This is a genomic window from uncultured Sphingomonas sp. (assembly GCF_936927845.1).
Lineage (GTDB): Bacteria > Pseudomonadota > Alphaproteobacteria > Sphingomonadales > Sphingomonadaceae > Sphingomonas.
This window is the reverse complement of record NZ_CAKZHV010000058.1, coordinates 47,135-63,685: the sequence shown is the minus strand read 5'-3', so window position 1 is coordinate 63,685 and position 16,551 is coordinate 47,135. Positions and strand designations below refer to the sequence as shown.

15 protein-coding genes, 1 tRNA gene, 1 pseudogene and 1 riboswitch are annotated in these 16,551 nt (G+C 67.7%); of the genes and pseudogenes, 12 read left to right on the top strand and 5 right to left on the bottom strand.

Going from position 1 to position 16,551, the window contains the following annotated elements; all coding sequences use genetic code 11:
• Nucleotides 1–29: 29 nt before the first annotated feature.
• Nucleotides 30–911: a polysaccharide deacetylase family protein gene (locus tag Q0579_RS09275; protein ID WP_298811596.1), complete on the top strand. Its 882-nt coding sequence runs from the start codon at nt 30–32 to the stop codon at nt 909–911.
• A 20-nt stretch (nt 912–931) separates the two neighbouring features.
• Here the strand turns inward: Q0579_RS09275 and Q0579_RS09270 are convergent, their stop codons facing one another.
• Together Q0579_RS09270 and Q0579_RS09265 are read right to left on the bottom strand one after the other, a co-directional pair.
• Nucleotides 932–1,156 carry a hypothetical protein gene (locus tag Q0579_RS09270; protein ID WP_298811594.1) on the bottom strand — a complete coding sequence of 75 codons (225 nt, stop codon included), beginning with the start codon at nt 1,154–1,156 and terminating at the stop codon, nt 932–934.
• A 373-nt stretch (nt 1,157–1,529) separates the two neighbouring features.
• Nucleotides 1,530–3,520 (bottom strand): annotated as a pseudogene (locus tag Q0579_RS09265) (AsmA family protein).
• A gap of 296 nt (nt 3,521–3,816) precedes the next feature.
• Here Q0579_RS09265 and rpmI point away from each other — a divergent pair.
• Both rpmI and rplT read left to right on the top strand, forming a co-directional pair.
• Nucleotides 3,817–4,020 carry a 50S ribosomal protein L35 gene (gene rpmI, locus Q0579_RS09260; RefSeq protein ID WP_058755056.1) on the top strand — a complete coding sequence of 68 codons (204 nt, stop codon included), beginning with the start codon at nt 3,817–3,819 and terminating at the stop codon, nt 4,018–4,020.
• Between the two features lie 17 nt (nt 4,021–4,037).
• Entirely contained in the window at nt 4,038–4,412 is a 375-nt protein-coding gene (gene rplT / locus Q0579_RS09255; RefSeq protein WP_093006686.1) for a 50S ribosomal protein L20, read from the top strand.
• 201 nt (nt 4,413–4,613) lie between these two features.
• On the opposite strand, the gene Q0579_RS09250 is transcribed toward rplT, so the two are convergent.
• On the bottom strand, nt 4,614–4,904 hold the full coding sequence (locus Q0579_RS09250; protein WP_298811585.1) for a hypothetical protein: 291 nt from the start codon (nt 4,902–4,904) through the stop codon (nt 4,614–4,616).
• Nucleotides 4,905–4,977: 73 nt separating this feature from the next.
• Between Q0579_RS09250 and Q0579_RS09245 the strand changes: the two genes are divergently transcribed.
• From Q0579_RS09245 to thiC, 6 genes are all read left to right on the top strand, one after another.
• The gene (locus Q0579_RS09245) at nt 4,978–5,799 is read left to right on the top strand and encodes a sterol desaturase family protein (RefSeq protein ID WP_298811583.1); all 822 of its coding nucleotides are present in this window, start codon (nt 4,978–4,980) and stop codon (nt 5,797–5,799) included.
• Complete coding sequence (locus Q0579_RS09240) at nt 5,771–6,154, top strand: DUF2141 domain-containing protein (RefSeq protein ID WP_298811580.1); 384 nt, start codon at nt 5,771–5,773, stop codon at nt 6,152–6,154. Before Q0579_RS09245 ends, Q0579_RS09240 begins: the two co-directional genes overlap by 29 nt.
• 119 nt (nt 6,155–6,273) lie before the next feature.
• Nucleotides 6,274–7,128 carry a MipA/OmpV family protein gene (locus Q0579_RS09235; protein WP_298811886.1) on the top strand — a complete coding sequence of 285 codons (855 nt, stop codon included), beginning with the start codon at nt 6,274–6,276 and terminating at the stop codon, nt 7,126–7,128.
• Between the two features lie 181 nt (nt 7,129–7,309).
• A complete protein-coding gene (locus tag Q0579_RS09230) occupies nt 7,310–8,356 on the top strand; it encodes a ferritin-like domain-containing protein (RefSeq protein ID WP_298811578.1) in 1,047 nt (348 codons plus the stop codon).
• 76 nt (nt 8,357–8,432) lie between these two features.
• A complete protein-coding gene (locus tag Q0579_RS09225) occupies nt 8,433–9,524 on the top strand; it encodes a ferritin-like domain-containing protein (RefSeq protein WP_298811884.1) in 1,092 nt (363 codons plus the stop codon).
• A gap of 132 nt (nt 9,525–9,656) precedes the next feature.
• A riboswitch (TPP riboswitch) is annotated at nt 9,657–9,767 on the top strand.
• 37 nt (nt 9,768–9,804) lie between these two features.
• Nucleotides 9,805–11,646 carry a phosphomethylpyrimidine synthase ThiC gene (thiC, locus tag Q0579_RS09220; RefSeq protein WP_298811576.1) on the top strand — a complete coding sequence of 614 codons (1,842 nt, stop codon included), beginning with the start codon at nt 9,805–9,807 and terminating at the stop codon, nt 11,644–11,646.
• A gap of 50 nt (nt 11,647–11,696) precedes the next feature.
• On the opposite strand, the gene Q0579_RS09215 is transcribed toward thiC, so the two are convergent.
• Nucleotides 11,697–11,978, bottom strand: coding sequence for a DUF3892 domain-containing protein (locus tag Q0579_RS09215; RefSeq protein WP_298811573.1), 282 nt, complete (start codon nt 11,976–11,978; stop codon nt 11,697–11,699).
• Between the two features lie 559 nt (nt 11,979–12,537).
• Nucleotides 12,538–12,612, bottom strand: a tRNA-Gly gene (locus tag Q0579_RS09210).
• 194 nt (nt 12,613–12,806) lie between these two features.
• Here Q0579_RS09210 and Q0579_RS09205 point away from each other — a divergent pair.
• The 3 genes from Q0579_RS09205 to Q0579_RS09195 all read left to right on the top strand — a co-directional run bounded on the left by Q0579_RS09205 (nt 12,807) and on the right by Q0579_RS09195 (nt 16,535).
• On the top strand, nt 12,807–13,517 hold the full coding sequence (locus tag Q0579_RS09205) for a response regulator transcription factor (RefSeq protein WP_174194715.1): 711 nt from the start codon (nt 12,807–12,809) through the stop codon (nt 13,515–13,517).
• Between the two features lie 4 nt (nt 13,518–13,521).
• Nucleotides 13,522–14,865 carry an ATP-binding protein gene (locus Q0579_RS09200; RefSeq protein WP_298811566.1) on the top strand — a complete coding sequence of 448 codons (1,344 nt, stop codon included), beginning with the start codon at nt 13,522–13,524 and terminating at the stop codon, nt 14,863–14,865.
• Between the two features lie 125 nt (nt 14,866–14,990).
• Entirely contained in the window at nt 14,991–16,535 is a 1,545-nt protein-coding gene (locus Q0579_RS09195; protein WP_298811564.1) for a SulP family inorganic anion transporter, read from the top strand.
• The last annotated feature ends 16 nt before the right edge of the window (nt 16,536–16,551 follow it).

Genomic DNA, 16,551 nt, shown 5'->3' with positions numbered 1-16,551 from the left:
GTTCGCGCGTGCGCCGCGTTGTGTCGCGCATGACCGTCCCGACCTCGCCTCGCTACCGCTACCGCGCGATTACCGACCGCCCCGACTATGACTGGCCCGGCGGCAAGCGGCTCGCGATCTGGTTCGGCATCAATTACGAGGTGTTCGACTTTGGCGGCGGCATGGGCGCGGAGCTCGCGCCGGCAAAGAACCAGCCCGACGTGATGAATTACGCCTGGCGCGATTATGGCAATCGCGTCGGGGCGTGGCGATTGTTCGACCTGTTCGACCGGCTGGCGCTGCCTGCCACCGCGCTGGTCAATGCCGATGTGATCGAGACCTGCCCCGGCCTTGCCGAAGCTTGCGTCGAGCGCGGGTATGAGATCGCGGCGCACGGGGAAAGCAACGCCGCCGCGCAGGGGCAATTGTCGCGCGAGGACGAGTTCGCGCTGATCGCGCGCACCACCGATGCGTTGGCAGGGCTGGGAAAGCGGCCGACCGGCTGGCTGGGTCCGTGGATTTCGGAAAGCCACGACACCCCCGATCTGCTGCATCAGGCGGGTTACGGCTACGTGCTCGACTGGGCGCACGACGACCAGCCGACGTGGCTGACGACCGAGAGCGGGCGCATCCTGTCGGTCCCTTATTCGCAGGAGATCAACGACATACCCGCGATCGTCGCGCGCAATGGCGAGGCGATGGCGTTCGCGCAGATGATCGAGGACGCGGTGACGCAATTGCTGACAGAATGCGATCGCCGGCCGCTGGTGCTCGGCATCGCACTCCACCCGTACCTGATGGGGCAGGCGCATCGCGTGCCGCCGCTCGCGCGCATGCTCGAGCGGCTGCGCGCCATGGATGACCCGCGTATCTGGTGGACGACCGCGGGGGCGATCGCCGACCACGTGATCGAGCATGATCTGGGCGTCTGACGCTGTCGGGCGCGTGATGCTCAGCGCACGCAGATGCGCGCGCGCTTGTTCACCCAGCAGTCGCCGTCACGCGCGACGGTGCCGAGCGGGTCCATCGCGCGGTCGTCGGCCGGATCGGCGTTCCACGTCGCGGTCGCGGTCGTGTCGGTATCGCTGTTCTTGGTCACGACCGCGAAGTGCGGTTGCGCGGGCTTGCCGCCGTCCCAGGTGTTGAGCGTGTACTGGTCGCGACCCATCGGGAACACGCGACAACGACCCGATACCAGCACACGACCGTCGACCCTCAGGTAACAATCACGCGTCGCCGACCGCGCGGGATCGGCACTGTTGTCGCTCTGCGCAACTAGTGTCGCCGCGGCTGCTGGCTGCGGCGGCCTTGTCTGATCCGTGTTCAGCACAGCACTCCCGGCAAGCGTCGGCGCAGGGGTAGGCGTGTTTGCGGGCGCGGGAGCGGGTGGGGCGGGGACGGGCGTGTCTGTTCCGGCGCCGGTCTGACTGGCCGCGATCTGCGGCCTATCGTTCGCGGGCCCGTCCGCCGCCGGGCTGCACGCGGCTGCTATCCCGATCACCCCGAGCACGATCATCTGTTTCATACCCGCTCCTTCACTGTGAGGTCGGTCAGAAGATGCCGAGGAACTTCTTGCGCTTCTTCGGCGCCGCCTGTCCGTCGCCGACATCGTCGCGCGGTTCGCCCTTGGTGGTGCGCTGTGCCGCCGCGGTCTTGCCCGCTAGCACCGGGCCGCACGCCGCTGCCTTGGCATCGCCCGGATCAATGAAGGCGAGCAGCCCGGCAACCGGCGTCGCCAGCACGGCGAGGCCGAGTCCGGCGCCCGCGCGCGTGACCAGTTGCGGCGTGATCACCTGCAATCCGGGTGTGGCAAAGGTACCGCGGATGCCGACCGGCGACTGGCCCGAGAACAGGCTGAACTTCTTCGAATCGGCGCGGAACGCGAGGTCGACCGCCTCGGTGCGGAAGCTGAACCCACCACGGCCGAGCACGACGTTCTTGCTGGTGTCGATCAGGATCGGATCGGCCGCCGCGACACCGCCGCGCACCGTGAAGCCGATCAGCCCGCAATTGATCTTCACCGGCTCCTTCAACGCGCCCGAAAACATCTTCTGCAAGAAGGTGCCGATGTCGAGCTCGGCAAGCTCCGCGTTGCGCGTCCACAGCGTACCCGCCGGCAGCACGAACGCGATCCGCCCGCGCGCGGTGCTGAGCGAGTCGTGGATGGTGTCGCCGCGCCCGGCGAGCTGGATGCGCCCACGCACCGTGCCGCTGGTTCCGGCTTCCGCCACGCCCCAGCCGGCGAGCAGGCGACCGAGCGGGGTGGGTGCGAGGCGGATGTCGTAGCGTACGTCGCTGGGTCGCGCCCGCGTGTCGAACACCGAGTCGGCGGCGACGTTGCCGCGCGCCATCGCGAAGGTCAGCGGCGACAGTGTCAGCTTGCCGTTCGTCAGGTCGAGCCTCAGGTCGACGTCGCTGATCGGCACGCGGCGCGACTTCACCGCTGCAATCGTCCAGATCAGATCGGCGTCGAAGCGCCGCATCGTTTCGATCGGCAGCGCCGCGTCGGGCAGCAGGCGGGCGGGCGCCGCCCCCGTTTCGGCGGCGGCGGCGGTGACGCCCTTGTCCGCCACCGTATCGGGGTTGAACCCGATAAAGGGAGCGGCATCGACGATGTCGAGACTGCGCGTCGCGAGTTGCGAATCGAGGTGAAGCCGCGCGCCATTGGTGATCGTCAGTCGCCCGGCGAGGTCGGTAGCCCCGCGACGCCCGTGATCCGCGTGAAGCGATATTCATCGCCCGATTTCACCAGTCCGGCGCGCAGGCGATAGGTGCGGGTGTGCGGGATGGCGACGTCGATGATGCCCAGCAACGTCGACAGATCGCGTCCGCGCGCGCGCACCGCCAGCGGTACGCCCTCGATATCGGCGAGGCTGGGCAGGGTGCCCGACAGGTCAAGCGTGTTGTCCGCCGCGCGCATCGTCGCGATCAGCTCGTTTCGGCCGCGGTTGACCGTGGCATCGGGCGACAGCAGCCGCGCGGCGACCGTGAACGGCGTCGACTGGATCGTGCCACCGCCGCGTACGCCGACCGCCTGCCCGATCCGCGCCTCGACCGATCGGATCGTGTCGACGTCGAGGTCGGCGAGCAAGCGCATCCGCGGATCGCGATAGCGCACCACCGTGCCCGCAATCGTTGCGCGATCGATCCGCGGCAGCTCGAACGGCTTGCCGCCCTTTTTCTCGCTGAACGTCCAGGTGTTGCGGTCGTGCGCGGCATTCCATTCGAGGTCGAGCGCGCCGTTCGTCAGGTCGAGCCAGTAGAGCCGCCGCCGCCCGAACAGCAGCGACAAGGGCGCGATGCGCGTGTCGATCCGGTCGGCCGCGAACAGGTCGGGCTTGGTCGCCCAGTCGGGATTGGAGACGCGCAGCCGCTCGGCGTAGAACTTGATCTGGAAGGGCGCGAAATAGAGCTGGAAGTCGCCGCCGACGCTCACCTGGCGGTGGACCAAGCCGCCGACGATCCGCTCGAACGGGTGCTTGAGGAAGCGCCCCTTGGTGATGAACAGCACCAGCCACACCGCGAACACCGCGACGACCATGCCGATCAGCACGCGACGTACCACATGGCGGTGGCGGCGCGGCTGCGCGTGCAGCCCCTCAACCGGTGCGTCACCGATCGGCTTTTCCTCACCTGCGGGTGCCGCCTGCGTCATAACGGAAGCGCAACCGCTTGCCCAAGTGCTTGGTTGCATGGCGAACCGCGTGCGCGACGGCGTTGCATTCCGCCGACGGCCCGGCTAAGGGGCGCGGCTTCACGAGAGCGTGACGCTATGGACCGCCCGGCCAACTGGGGCTGCCGCGGCTGTCTGGTCACGTTCCAACCGAAAGGACCAAAATGCCCAAGCTCAAGACCAAGAGCGGCGTGAAGAAGCGCTTCAAGCTCACCGCGACCGGCAAGATCAAGCACGGCGTCGCTGGCAAGCGTCACCGCCTGATCAGCCACAACGCCAAGTACATCCGTCAGAACCGCGGCACCACCGTGCTGTCGAAGGCCGACACGGCGACCGTGAAGGCCTGGGCTCCCTACGGCCTGAACTGAGCGAGAAGGACTAGCATATGGCACGCGTCAAGCGGGGCGTAACCACTCGCGCCAAGCACAAGAACATTCTGGAACAGGCCAAGGGTTACCGCGGCCGTCGCAAGAACACGATCCGCGTCGCGCGGCAGGCGGTCGAAAAGGCCGGCCAGTACGCGTATCGCGACCGCAAGGTGAAGAAGCGCACCTTCCGCGGCCTGTGGATCCAGCGCATCAACGCCGGCGTCCGCGCCGAGGGGCTGAGCTACAGCCAGTTCATGCACGGGCTGAAGCTCGCCGGGATCGAACTGGACCGCAAGGTCCTGGCCGATATCGCGATGCACGAGGGCGAGGCTTTCTCCGCGATCATCGCGCAAGCGAAGGCCGCACTGCCGGAGCAGCAGCAGGCCGCCTGAACGGGCGTTCTCGCTGAACGATCAAGGGCGTCGGTGGAGCGATCCACCGGCGCCTTTTTCGTTGTGCTGCTATCGCGGCTATGTTGCGACTCGGCTGCATCTGCTCGTCATCCTGGGCTTGATCCGCGATCACGCTGGTCTTGCGCGATCCCGGATAAGGTTCGGAGCGACGAGAGGGCAGGTAACAATGCAACGCGCGCGTTACCGCGCGGTGGACTCGCTTTCCTGTACCGCCCGCGCACGCGCCTCGGTGGCGGCATCGGCGGCGCCGGTGTCGAGCCCGGTATCGATCGGATTGGCCGCGTTGGCGCCACGCGCGCTCGTGGCTGACGAGGCGGCCGCTGCATCGGCGGCATCCTGCCCGCCCATGCCACCGCCTCCACCGGCGTCGCTGCCTGCGATGCCGCCGGTGTCGCGCAGCACGTTGGCCGCGGTCGCGTCGTCGCGGGCATCGCTGCCGATGTTCTCGCGGGCTGAGTTCGGGTCGGTCATCGCCATCTCCTTGTATTCATGTGGTGAACGAGCGGGATGGGCGGACGATCCGCGATCGGCTACACGCCTTGCCATGTCCGCGCTGTCGATCATCGTTGCCGTCACGCTCTCCGCCGTCGCGATGACGGTGATCGTCGGCGTGCGCTATCTCGTCACCTCGGCAGGGTTCGCGCTGGCGACCAGGCTCAAACACCCCGGGCTCTACACCGGGCTCGACCCGCAGATCAGGCGCGAGATCTGGTGGAGCCTCGTCTCCGCCGCGATCTATGGTGTTCCCGCAGGCGTGCTCGCCTGGGGGTGGGAGCGGCACGGCTGGACCCGCGTCTACCGCGACGTGCACGATTTGCCCTTGTGGTATCTGCCCGTGTCGGTGCTCGCCTACCTGTTCCTGCACGACACCTGGTTCTACTGGACGCACCGCTGGATGCACCGGCCCGAGCCGTTCAAGCTCGCGCACGCGGTCCACCATGCCAGCCGCCCGCCGACCGCCTGGGCGGCGATGGCGTTTCACCCGATCGAGGCGTTGACCGGCGCTGTGGTAATTCCGCTACTGGTGCTGTTGATTCCGATCCACGTCGCAGCCCTCGGCTTGGTGCTGACGATCATGACCGTTATGGGTGTGACCAACCATATGGGGTGGGAGATATTCCCCCGGTTCATGTGGCGGGGGGTAGTGGGGCGCTGGCTGATCACGGCCAGCCATCATCAGCGTCACCACGAGCGTTATGGGTGCAATTATGGGCTTTATTTCCGGTTCTGGGACCGGGTGTGCGGCACCGACGACGGTGTCGGGGATTTCACCCGCGCGCACGCGAAAGCAAGCGCGCGCGCGCATCGCGGCGCTGGCGGGGGCCACGCTGTTGCTGATGGGGGCAGCGCCGGTCGCGTCGCTTGACGTCGGGATCGATCACGTCCGCTCGGCCAAGGGGCTGCTGCGCGTCTGCCTGACCGCCGATCCGGAGAATTTCCCCTCCTGCGTGGACGACAAGGACGCGGTGACGCGCAACGTGTCCGCCACCACGCACGCGCTGCGCTTCACCGGGCTGCCGTACGGCAATTACGCCGTAGCGGTGATCCACGACGAGAACGGCAATGCCAGGCTCGACACGTTCGCGGGCATTCCGCGCGAAGGCTTCGGCTTCTCACGCAACCCCCCGATCCGGTTCGGCGCGCCGCGCTTTTCCGCCGCGCGCTTCGCGGTCGCGGGTGATGCACAACGGCAACAGATCGGCATGCGCTACATGCTGTAGTGCAGGCGCAGCGGACACAAAGCCGTAAACGCTCGTTCATGCGGACAGATCAAAGGGGAAATATCGTGTTCGCTGCCCGTCCTGCCGCCCGTCCTTCGTCCGCCAACCCGGTCCGCCGCATCGCGTTGACGATCGCCGCAGCCTCGTCGCTCGCCGCCGTACCTGCGCTCGCGCAGACCAATCCGGTCGATCCGAACGGCCCGCCGACGCCGCTCGTCACCGGTGACACCGTAACGGTCGCGGTCGCGGGGGCGTTGCTGCCCGATTACGAAGGCTCGAACGATTATTCGCTGACCCCCGGCCCGGCCGCGATCGGCACGATCGGCGGCATCTCGTTCCAGGTGCTCGGCAACCGTGCCTCGGTTGACCTGATCGCCGACGCGCCGACCTCGCGCTGGGATTTCCAGGCCGGGCCGGTCGGCCTTGTCAACTTCAATCGCACCAGCCGCAAGGGCATCGACGATCCCCGCGTAAAGGCACTGCCGACCACGTCGACCGCGCTTGAGCTCGGCGGATACCTTGGCATCGGCAAGACCGGCATCATCACCAGCGATTACGACAAGCTCGCGGTCGCGGTCAGCTACCGCTACGACGTGACTGGTATTCACGACAGCGGCGTGCTCCAGCCGTCAGTCAGCTATTACACCCCGCTCAACCTCAAGTCCGCGGTCGGCATCTTCGCCTCGGCCGAGAAGGTCGAGCGGGCGTACGGGCGCACCTATTTCGACGTGCGGCCGCAGGATGTCGCTGCGAGCGGCCTCCCCGCGTTCCGCACGCGCGGCGGGTGGAAGAACTACGTCGTCGGATTCGCGGGCACCTACGCACTGACCGGCGACCTGCTGCACGGGTTCAAGGTAATCGCGGGCGGTACCTACAAGCGGATGTTGAACGATTTCGGCGACACGCCGATCGTCAGCATCGCGGGGTCGCGCAACCAATGGCTCGGCGCGGTCGGCATCGGCTACACTTTCTGATCGCGATCTGACCGGCTCGCCCCCCGAGCCGGTCGCGCGACCGGGCCGCACGAGCGGCGCCAAATCGTCCCAGCCCGTCCACGCCGCGTTTGCACCCGCGTCCGCCTGCGCCTATCGCTGCGCGCGAGTCATCTGCGCGAAAGCTTCGCTGCGCCAGAGACGTGTCGGGTCGAGTGGAAGGATGCAGGCGATGGGCGAAGGCGAACTGATCGAGGCGCTCGACGCACGGGTGAAGCGGCGCGTGAAGCGGCGCGCGTTCTTTGGACAAGCGCTGGGCGCGGCCGCACTCGGCGGCGCGATGATGACGGCGGGCCGTGCCGCTGCGCAGTCCGCGACGCCGACTCCCACGCCGTCGCCGACCGCCACCGCGACAACCGCATTCGGCACGTCCGATTATCTCAACTTCGCGCTCAACCTCGAATATCTCGAGGCGAACTTCTACGCTTTCGCGACCACCGGGTCGGCGATCGCGTCGACACTCGCGGGTGGGATCACCACCGCGGGTGCGCAGGGTGCGGCGACCGGCGGACGCGCGGTCAACTTCACCGATCCCGTCGTCGCGCAATATGCGCGCGAGATCGCGGCGGACGAACTCGCCCATGTCACCTTCCTGCGGACCAGCATCGGGTCGCTCACGGTCGCGCAGCCCGCGATCGACCTGAGCCCCGCGGGTGCCTTCACCGCCGCGGCGCGCGCCGCCGGGCTGGTGGGTTCGACCGCGACCTTTGACCCGTACGCCAGCGACGAGAACTTCCTGCTCGCCTCCTTCCTGTTCGAGGACGTCGGCGTCACCGCCTACAAGTCGACCACCGCGCTCCTCACCTCGACGCTGCGCGAAGCGGCGCAGGGCATCCTGGCGGTGGAGGCGTATCACGCCGCGATGATCCGGGCGACCTTGTACCGCAAGGGGATCGAGACGCCGTCGCTCGGGTTGATCGAGGCGGCGCAGAAGATTTCGGATGCGCGCGACCTGCTCGACGGGACGGTGACCGAGAATCTGACGCTCGGCTACGCGCCCGACGACGATCAGGGGATCACGCCGACGACCAACGCGGCGGGCGAGACTGTGTCCAACATCGTGCCGCTCAACAGCAACGGGCTCGCCTACAGCCGGACGAGCGACCGCGTGCTCAACATCCTGTACCTCAATCGGGCAGCGGTGACCTCGGGCGGGTTCTTCCCCGCGGGCGTCAACGGCGCGATCAAGACCAGCGCCGCCGCGACCTGACGCGTGCGCCGCGACGCGCGGCTCGCCCCTGCCCGATCCTTCTCGCATAAAGTGCCCTGATCCCATGACCGACCTCATGACCGATCCCGAACTCGCCCAGACGATCCTGTCCGCCGCGGCCGATCGCCGCGCCGAGCGCCGCCGCTTCATCAAGCTGGCGAGCGGCGGCGTCGCGGTCGCGGGCGGGCTGTCGTTGCTTGCCGCCTGCGGGGGCGGGGACAGCAATCCCGCGCCGTCGCCGACCCCCACACCGACCCCGACGCCGTCGGCCAGCAGCATCGCGGCCGAGGTCGACGTGTTGAACTTCGCGCTCCAGCTCGAATATCTCGAAGCGCAATTCTACGCTTATGCCGCGACCGGTGCGGGGCTGCCCGCCAACCTGCTGTCGGGCACCGGCACACAGGGCGCGGTGGCCGGCGGTCGGCGCGTCGCCTTCACCGATCCGGTCGTCGCCGCCTACGCGCGCGAGATCGCGGCGGACGAAGTCGCGCACGTCACCTTCCTGCGCTCGGTGCTCGGTAGCGCGGCGGTGGCGATGCCCGCAATCAACATCGATGGCAGTGCGAGCGGCGCGTTCAGCACCGCGGCGCGCGCCGCCGGTCTGATCAACGCGGGCGGATCATTCGATCCTTATGCCAATGACGAGAACTTCCTGCTCGGCGCGTTCATCTTCGAGGATGTCGGCGTCACCGCGTACAAGGGCGCATCGGCGACGCTGATCTACACCGCGGGCTATCAGGAGGTGACCGCCGGGCTGCTCGCGGCCGAGGCCTATCACGCGGGGCTGATCCGCACGACGCTGTACCAGAAGGGATTGGCGACGCCGACGCTGCGGACGAGCGCCGACGCGATCTCGAACGCGCGCGACGTGCTCGACGGGGTGCAGGCGACCTCGACGGCGACACCGACGCCGACACCTTCACCGACACCGACCTCGACCGCGACGGGCCTGCCGACCGGGGTCGACAGCCGCGATCTCGACCAGGGTATCACCGGCACGTCATCCGCATCGAACATCGTGCCCGCCGATGCCAATGGCATCGCCTTCAGCCGCACCGTCGGCCAAGTGCTCAACATCGCGTTTCTCAACAATGACGCGGTGAAGGCCGGCGGCTTCTTCCCCGCGGGCGTCAACGGCAATCTGACGACCAGCGCCAAGAGCAATTGAGGCAGCGCCGCGGGGGGTCACCGATCGCCTGCGGCATGAAGGCGCCTCGCCCCGCTGCCTGCGGCCGCGATCGCACCAGCCGAGGCTGACGAAATCACCCTTTCCCTCGCGCATTCCCCGCGCCTATACTGCGCCTCATCCCCGGGGGACCGCTGAAGCGGTTGAGAGGGGGGCGCATGAGCCCCCGACCCGCTGAACCTGATCCGGCTGACACCGGCGTAGGGAGTGGAGCGGCGACCATCCGGCCACGCTCTCCTCCCGTTCAAGGAGAGTGAAGCGCATGGCAGATATCCAGGCCCGCAGCGAAATTGGCGTCACCACCGGCGCGATCCGCGGCTCCCGCAAGATCCACGTCGGCCCTCTCGGCGTTGCGATGCGGGCGATCGACCTCGATCCCTCGTGCGGAGAGCCGCCACTCAACGTCTACGACACGTCCGGTCCCTACACCGATCCGAACGCCCGGATCGACATCATGGCCGGCCTGCCGGCCCTGCGCCGCGACTGGATCATCGCGCGCGGCGACGTCGAGGAATATGACGCTCGCGCGGTGCGCCCCGAGGACAACGGCCAGCTCGGCCCCGACCGTTCGGGCGGGGTGCAGCCGTTCCCCAATGTCAACCGCCGCCCGCTGCGTGCCAAGGCCGGCGCCAACGTCAGCCAGATGCACTATGCCCGCCGCGGCATCATCACGCCCGAGATGGAATATGTCGCTTGCCGCGAGAATCTCGGCCGCGAGATGCTGCGCGAGTACGTCCGCGACGGCGAGGATTTCGGCGCATCGATCCCCGACTACGTCACGCCCGAGTTCGTCCGCGACGAGGTCGCGCGCGGCCGCGCGATCATCCCCAACAACGTCAACCATCCCGAAACCGAGCCGATGGCGATCGGCCGCAATTTCTTGGTCAAGATCAACGCCAACATCGGCAATTCCGCGGTCGCCTCCAACGTCGCGAGTGAGGTCGATAAGCTCGTCTGGTCGATCCGCTGGGGCGCGGACACGGTGATGGACCTGTCGACGGGCCGCAACATCCACGACACGCGCGAGTGGATCATCCGCAACTCGCCCGTGCCGATCGGCACCGTCCCCATCTACCAGGCGCTGGAAAAGGTCGGTGGCATCGCCGAGGAGCTGACGTGGGAGATCTTCCGCGACACGCTGATCGAGCAGGCCGAGCAGGGCGTTGATTACTTCACGATTCATGCGGGCGTCCGCCTCCCGTATGTCCCGCTCACCGCGAAGCGCGTGACGGGCATCGTCAGCCGCGGCGGCTCGATCATGGCAAAATGGTGCCTCAGCCACCACAAGGAGAGCTTCCTCTACGAGCGCTTCGACGAGATCACCGAGATCATGAAGGCGTATGACATCGCCTACTCGCTCGGCGACGGCCTCCGCCCCGGCTCGATCGCCGACGCCAACGATGAGGCGCAGTTCGCGGAGTTGTACACACTCGGCGAACTCACCAAACGCGCCTGGGAACAGGACGTGCAGGTGATGATCGAGGGCCCCGGCCACGTGCCGATGCACAAGATCAAGCAGAACATGGACAAGCAGCTCGAGGCGTGCGGCGAGGCGCCGTTCTATACGCTTGGGCCGCTCACCACCGATATCGCGCCCGGTTATGACCACATCACCAGCGGCATCGGTGCGGCGATGATCGGTTGGTACGGCACCGCAATGCTCTGCTACGTCACCCCCAAGGAGCATCTGGGCCTGCCCGACCGCGATGACGTGAAGACGGGCGTGGTGACCTACAAGCTCGCCGCCCACGCCGCCGATCTGGCCAAGGGGCACCCGGCCGCCAAGATGCGCGACGACGCGCTGTCACGCGCACGCTTCGAGTTCCGCTGGCGCGACCAGTTCAACCTCAGCCTCGACCCCGACACGGCCGAATCCTACCACGACCAGACACTGCCGGCCGAAGGCGCGAAGACCGCGCACTTCTGCTCGATGTGCGGCCCGAAATTCTGCTCGATGAAGATTACGCAGGAAGTGCGAGACTTTGCGGCGAAGCAGAACGCGCCGGTGGAGACGTTCGTCGCAGCGGGCGACGCCGAGGCCGGCATGGCCGAGATGAGCGAACGCTTCCGCGAGAAGGGCGGCGAGGTTTACCTGCCGGCGTAGTGATGGGCGAACGGCCCCGCGCGGATGCGCGGGGCCGCTGTCTCATGTGATCACGGGCACTCGGGCAGGCTGAGCAGATTGTTCGGCTGCTCGCCGTCGTTCTGAGTCTTGAGGTACTTGTTACCGGCGGCGCTGCGCGCGACGATCACCCACACGCTCTGCCCGCCTGTGTAGACGTAGAAACGCCAGGTACCGCGCTCGATTGCGTCGATTGCCTGCTGTTGCGTGAGCGACCACGGTGTTGGTGATCTTCCGCCGACGTGGGAAATGCGTTCGTGCGCGCTGTAGCGGTTCGTCTTGTTGATGCACGTGATCTGCGCCGTTTGGGTCATGTTCACACTCCAACGATCCGCGCGCAGGTGCCTGCGACGGTTGATCCAAAAGCGGAGGTCCACTAAATCCTGAGTGCCTACCAAGCACTCGAGGGGGTGGGCACCTGCCTCCTCCGATTAGGGTCGCTGCTAGAAGCAGCGGCCCTAATTTCGTTTGGGCTACAGTCAGACCATTGTGGTCAGCCACAGCCATCCCCGCCTGGGCGGGGGAGTCGCATGTACACGCTCACCCATTCCTTCCAGTACGGGTCGATCCCCGCTCTATCGCGAGGGAGTGAATCGGCATGTACAGCAACAGAGTATCTTACTTTCGCAGTCATGCAATAGAATCTATCTTCCCCCGCTTCGCTCCCCCATTTACTTCTAGTACGTTACGTGCGTCCGTTGTTCAGCAGTGTGGACGGCATCCTTTTACCAGCGGTAAGGCCCAACGGGTGTAAATAAGGGAAGAGATAGGAACCCGCCGCGGCAAAGCCGCGTCGTCAGTCGACGCGGTGCGTCGCTGGCCGGGCGTGTTGCTGATCCTGAAATAGCGTGCCGCTATTTCGCGGCAACACGCTGGAGCGGGCGAAGGGATTCGAACCCTCGACCCCAACCTTGGCAAGGTTGTGCTCTACCCCTGAGCTACGCCCGCTCTGGCGTCTTCGGATCGGAGTGGCGAGAAGCCGTTCCGATCGGGGAGCGGCGCCACTAGCATCGCCCCTGAGGGTCGGCAATAGCCAAATTTGCACGCGTCCAACTTTTTGCGCGGCGAAAGGGCCATGTCGGGCAAATCTCTCGTCCACGTCGATTGACCGCGATCAACGTGGCGGATACCCGCCTATAGCCATGACCGCCCCGACCATCCTGCTCGTCGAGGACGATCCGTCGCTTCGCATGCTGACCGCGCGTGCGTTGCAGGAGAACGGCTTCCTCGTCCGCCCCGCCTCCGCCGCGCCCGAGATGTGGCTCGCGCTGGAAAACGGCCCCGTCGATCTCGTGCTGCTCGACATCATGCTGCCGGGCACCAGCGGCATCGACCTGTGCCGCACGCTGCGCCAGAAAAGCGACGTGCCGATCATCTTCATGTCGGCGCGCGCGAGCGAGACCGACCGCGTCGTCGGGCTGGAGCTGGGCGCGGATGATTACATTGCCAAGCCGTTCGGTACGCGCGAGCTCGTCGCGCGCGTCCGCGCGGTGCTGCGCCGTCCGCCGATGGACCGGCTGGCGGGCAGCGCCGAGCAGGGTGTGCTGACGTTCGACGGCTGGACGATCAACCTGCCCCGGCGCGAGCTGACCAGCCCCACGGGCGCGATCGTCGACCTGACCGGCGCGGAGTTCGACCTGCTCGTCGTGCTCGCCGACCATGCGCAGCGCGTGATCGCGCGCGAACGCCTGATCGAATTGTCACGCACGCGGCTGGGCGACAGTTCCGACCGTTCGATCGACGTGCTGGTCAGCCGCTTGCGCCGCAAGCTCGGCAGCGCAGGGACCCCGGCGCCGATCGTCACCGTGCGCGGCGTCGGCTACATGCTGAACGTCGCGGTCGAGCGCCAGTAAGCGCTTGCGGCTGCTTCGGCGCCCGGCCTTCGGGCTGCTCGGGCAGGTCGTCGCGATCCTGCTCATCACGCTGCTGATCGAGTTCGGCGCGAGCACGATCCTGTACGAGCGCGCCAGCGGCTTCGCGGTGCGCGACGACGAGGCCAATCGCCTCGCCGAGCATCTGGTCATCAGCCGGCGTCTCCTGACCGAGCGTCCGGCGCAGGGACGCACCGCGATGGCGGCCGAACTCACCACCGACCGCTACGCGCTCAACTGGTCGCCGACGCCGCATCCGACGCCGCGGATCGCGCCCCGGCTCGACGAGATGCAGCGCCAGGTGCTCGAATGGGAGCCGAGCCTCAGGGACGCGCACCTGCAATTGCGGCTGGTTTCGCCCGGGCGGCAGTCGCTGGTGACCGGCGGGATGCAGCTGCAGGACGGCAGCTGGGTTTATTTCCGCACGCTCGCACCCTTGTCGGGGATCAGCTTCGCTGCCGAACGCATCGCGCTGGCGCTGATTCCCGCGATCGCGCTGATGGTGCTGGCGGGTGTCGCGCTCAGGCGCAGTTTCCGCCCCCTACGGATGCTCGCCGCCGCGGCCGACCGCGTCGGGCACGGCGCGGTCGAGCCGGTCGAGGTCGACGGACCCGGTGAGGTGCGCCGCGTGATCAGCGCGTTCAACGACATGCAGGAGCGTATCCGCGCGCTGATCGCGGGGCGCACGCAGGCGCTCGCCGCGGTCGGCCACGACCTGCGCACCCCGCTCGCCCGGCTCCACCTGCGTACCGAGAGCCTGCCGCGTGACGAAACGCGCGAGGCGATCCTGCACGACGTCGCCGAGATGGAGGCGATGATCACCTCGCTGCTCGCTTTCCTGGGCGGCGCCGACCCGGAAGCGCCGTCGATGGTCGACCTGGCCGTGCTGTGCGAAACGGTGATCGACGACGCCGCCGACCGCGGCGCCGATGCGCGTTACGAGGGACCCGATCACCTCGAGCTTCGCGTGCGGCGACTGGCGATCAAGCGTGCGATGACCAACCTGGTCGAGAATGCGCTCCATTACGGCAGCAGCGTCACGCTGACGCTCGCGCGCGAGGAGCGGCACGGTGGCGCAGATGTGGTGATCCGCGTGTGCGACAACGGTCCCGGCATCCCCGAGGACAAATTGCGCGAGGTGCTCGAACCGTTCGTCCGGCTCGATCCCGCCCGCGGCCGCGACACGGTCGGGTTCGGGCTGGGATTGTCGATCGTCGCCAAGGCGGTGGCGGACGAAGGCGGCACGCTGACGCTGTCGAACCGGGATGAGGGTGGGCTCGAAGCATGCATCCTGCTGCCGGACACACAACGACACAGCGACACACAATAACACACGGCCGCCGATCGCGGGCAACGCCCGGTTGATACTCGTTCACATTCGTCAGGATGAGGAGAGTCGCTCGTGGCTTGTGGTCGTGCTCGCATCGCGGATGTCGTCCGCTGGAACATCGGGCGATGAAACACGGGGTTATTGCCCGCCCCGGCGTATCGGTGCCCTCCCGCCAGTTCTTCGCGCGTGACCTGACCGCGTCGATCGTCGTCTTTCTGGTTGCGATGCCCCTGTGCATGGGGATCGCGGTCGCCTCGGGCGTGTCGCCGGAAAAGGGGCTGATCACCGGCATCATCGGCGGCATCGTCGTCGGGCTGCTCGCGGGCTCGCCGCTCCAGGTCAGCGGCCCCGCCGCCGGCCTCGCCGTCATCGTCTACGAACTGGTTCGCGATCAGGGGCTGAGCGCGCTCGGGCCGATCCTGCTGCTCGCCGGCGCGATCCAGTTGGCCGCGGGTATCTTCCGCCTGGGCGGCTGGTTCCGTGCGATCTCGCCCGCGGTGGTGCATGGGATGCTCGCCGGGATCGGTGTGCTGATCGTCGCCGGGCAGTTCCACGTGCTGTTCGATGCCAAGCCGTTGCCGAGCGGGCTGCAGAACCTGTCGGCGGCACCCGCGCGGTTGTTCGGCCTGTCGCCGTTCAACCTCCAGGCGACCGAGATCGCGTTCGGCATCGGCCTTGCCACGATCGCGGCGATGCTGGCGTGGGAGAAGTTCCGCCCCGCTTCGCTCAGGCTGTTGCCGGGCGCGCTGGTCGGCGTGCTGACGGGCACCCTGCTCGCGGTCGGGCTCGGGCTGGACGTCGCGCGCGTACAGGTGCCCGCGTCGATCACCGCCGCGCTGGCACCGCCCGCCGCGGGCTTCTGGGCACAGTGGCTGAACCCGTCGATCCTGACCGCCGCGCTCGCGATCGCGTTCATCGCCTCGGCCGAGACGCTTCTGTCGGCCGCTGCGGTCGACAAGATGCACGACGGCGTGCGCACCGACTACAACAAGGAATTGCGCGCGCAGGGCGTCGGCAACATGCTGTGCGGCTTCGCGGGCTCGCTGCCGATGACCGGGGTGATCGTGCGTTCGTCCGCCAACGTGCAGGCGGGGGCGATGACGCGCGCCTCGGCGATCATGCACGGTGCGTGGATCCTCGGCTTCGTCGCCGGGCTGCCGTGGCTGCTGCGCGAGATCCCGATGGCGGCGCTGGGCGCGATCCTGGTCGTCACCGGCTTCCGCCTCGTCAGCCTCGACCATGCGCGGCATCTGGCGCGCGACCACGGGCTGCTGCCGGTGCTGATCTGGGCGGCGACGCTGGTCACCGTCGTCACTACCGACCTGCTGACCGGCGTGCTGGTCGGCATCGCGCTGACCACGCTTGAACTTGTGCCGCATCTCAGCCGGCTGCGCTTACGCGTGGTGGAGGGCGGCGACGCTGATCGGCACGCGATCGCGCTGAACGGCACCGCCACCTTCCTGACCCTGCCCAAGCTGTCCGACACGCTCGACCGCGCGCCCGTCGGCACGCCGGTCGCGCTCGACGTGTCGGGGCTCCACGCCGCCGACCACACCAGCGCGGAAATGCTGCGCGACTGGCTGCAGCGGCGGCGTCAGGCGGGCGGCAGCGTCGACGTGACCGGCGCGCGTGGCCGGATCGCCACACTGACCGCGGCGGCGGCGCACTGAACGCATGTTGCCGCTT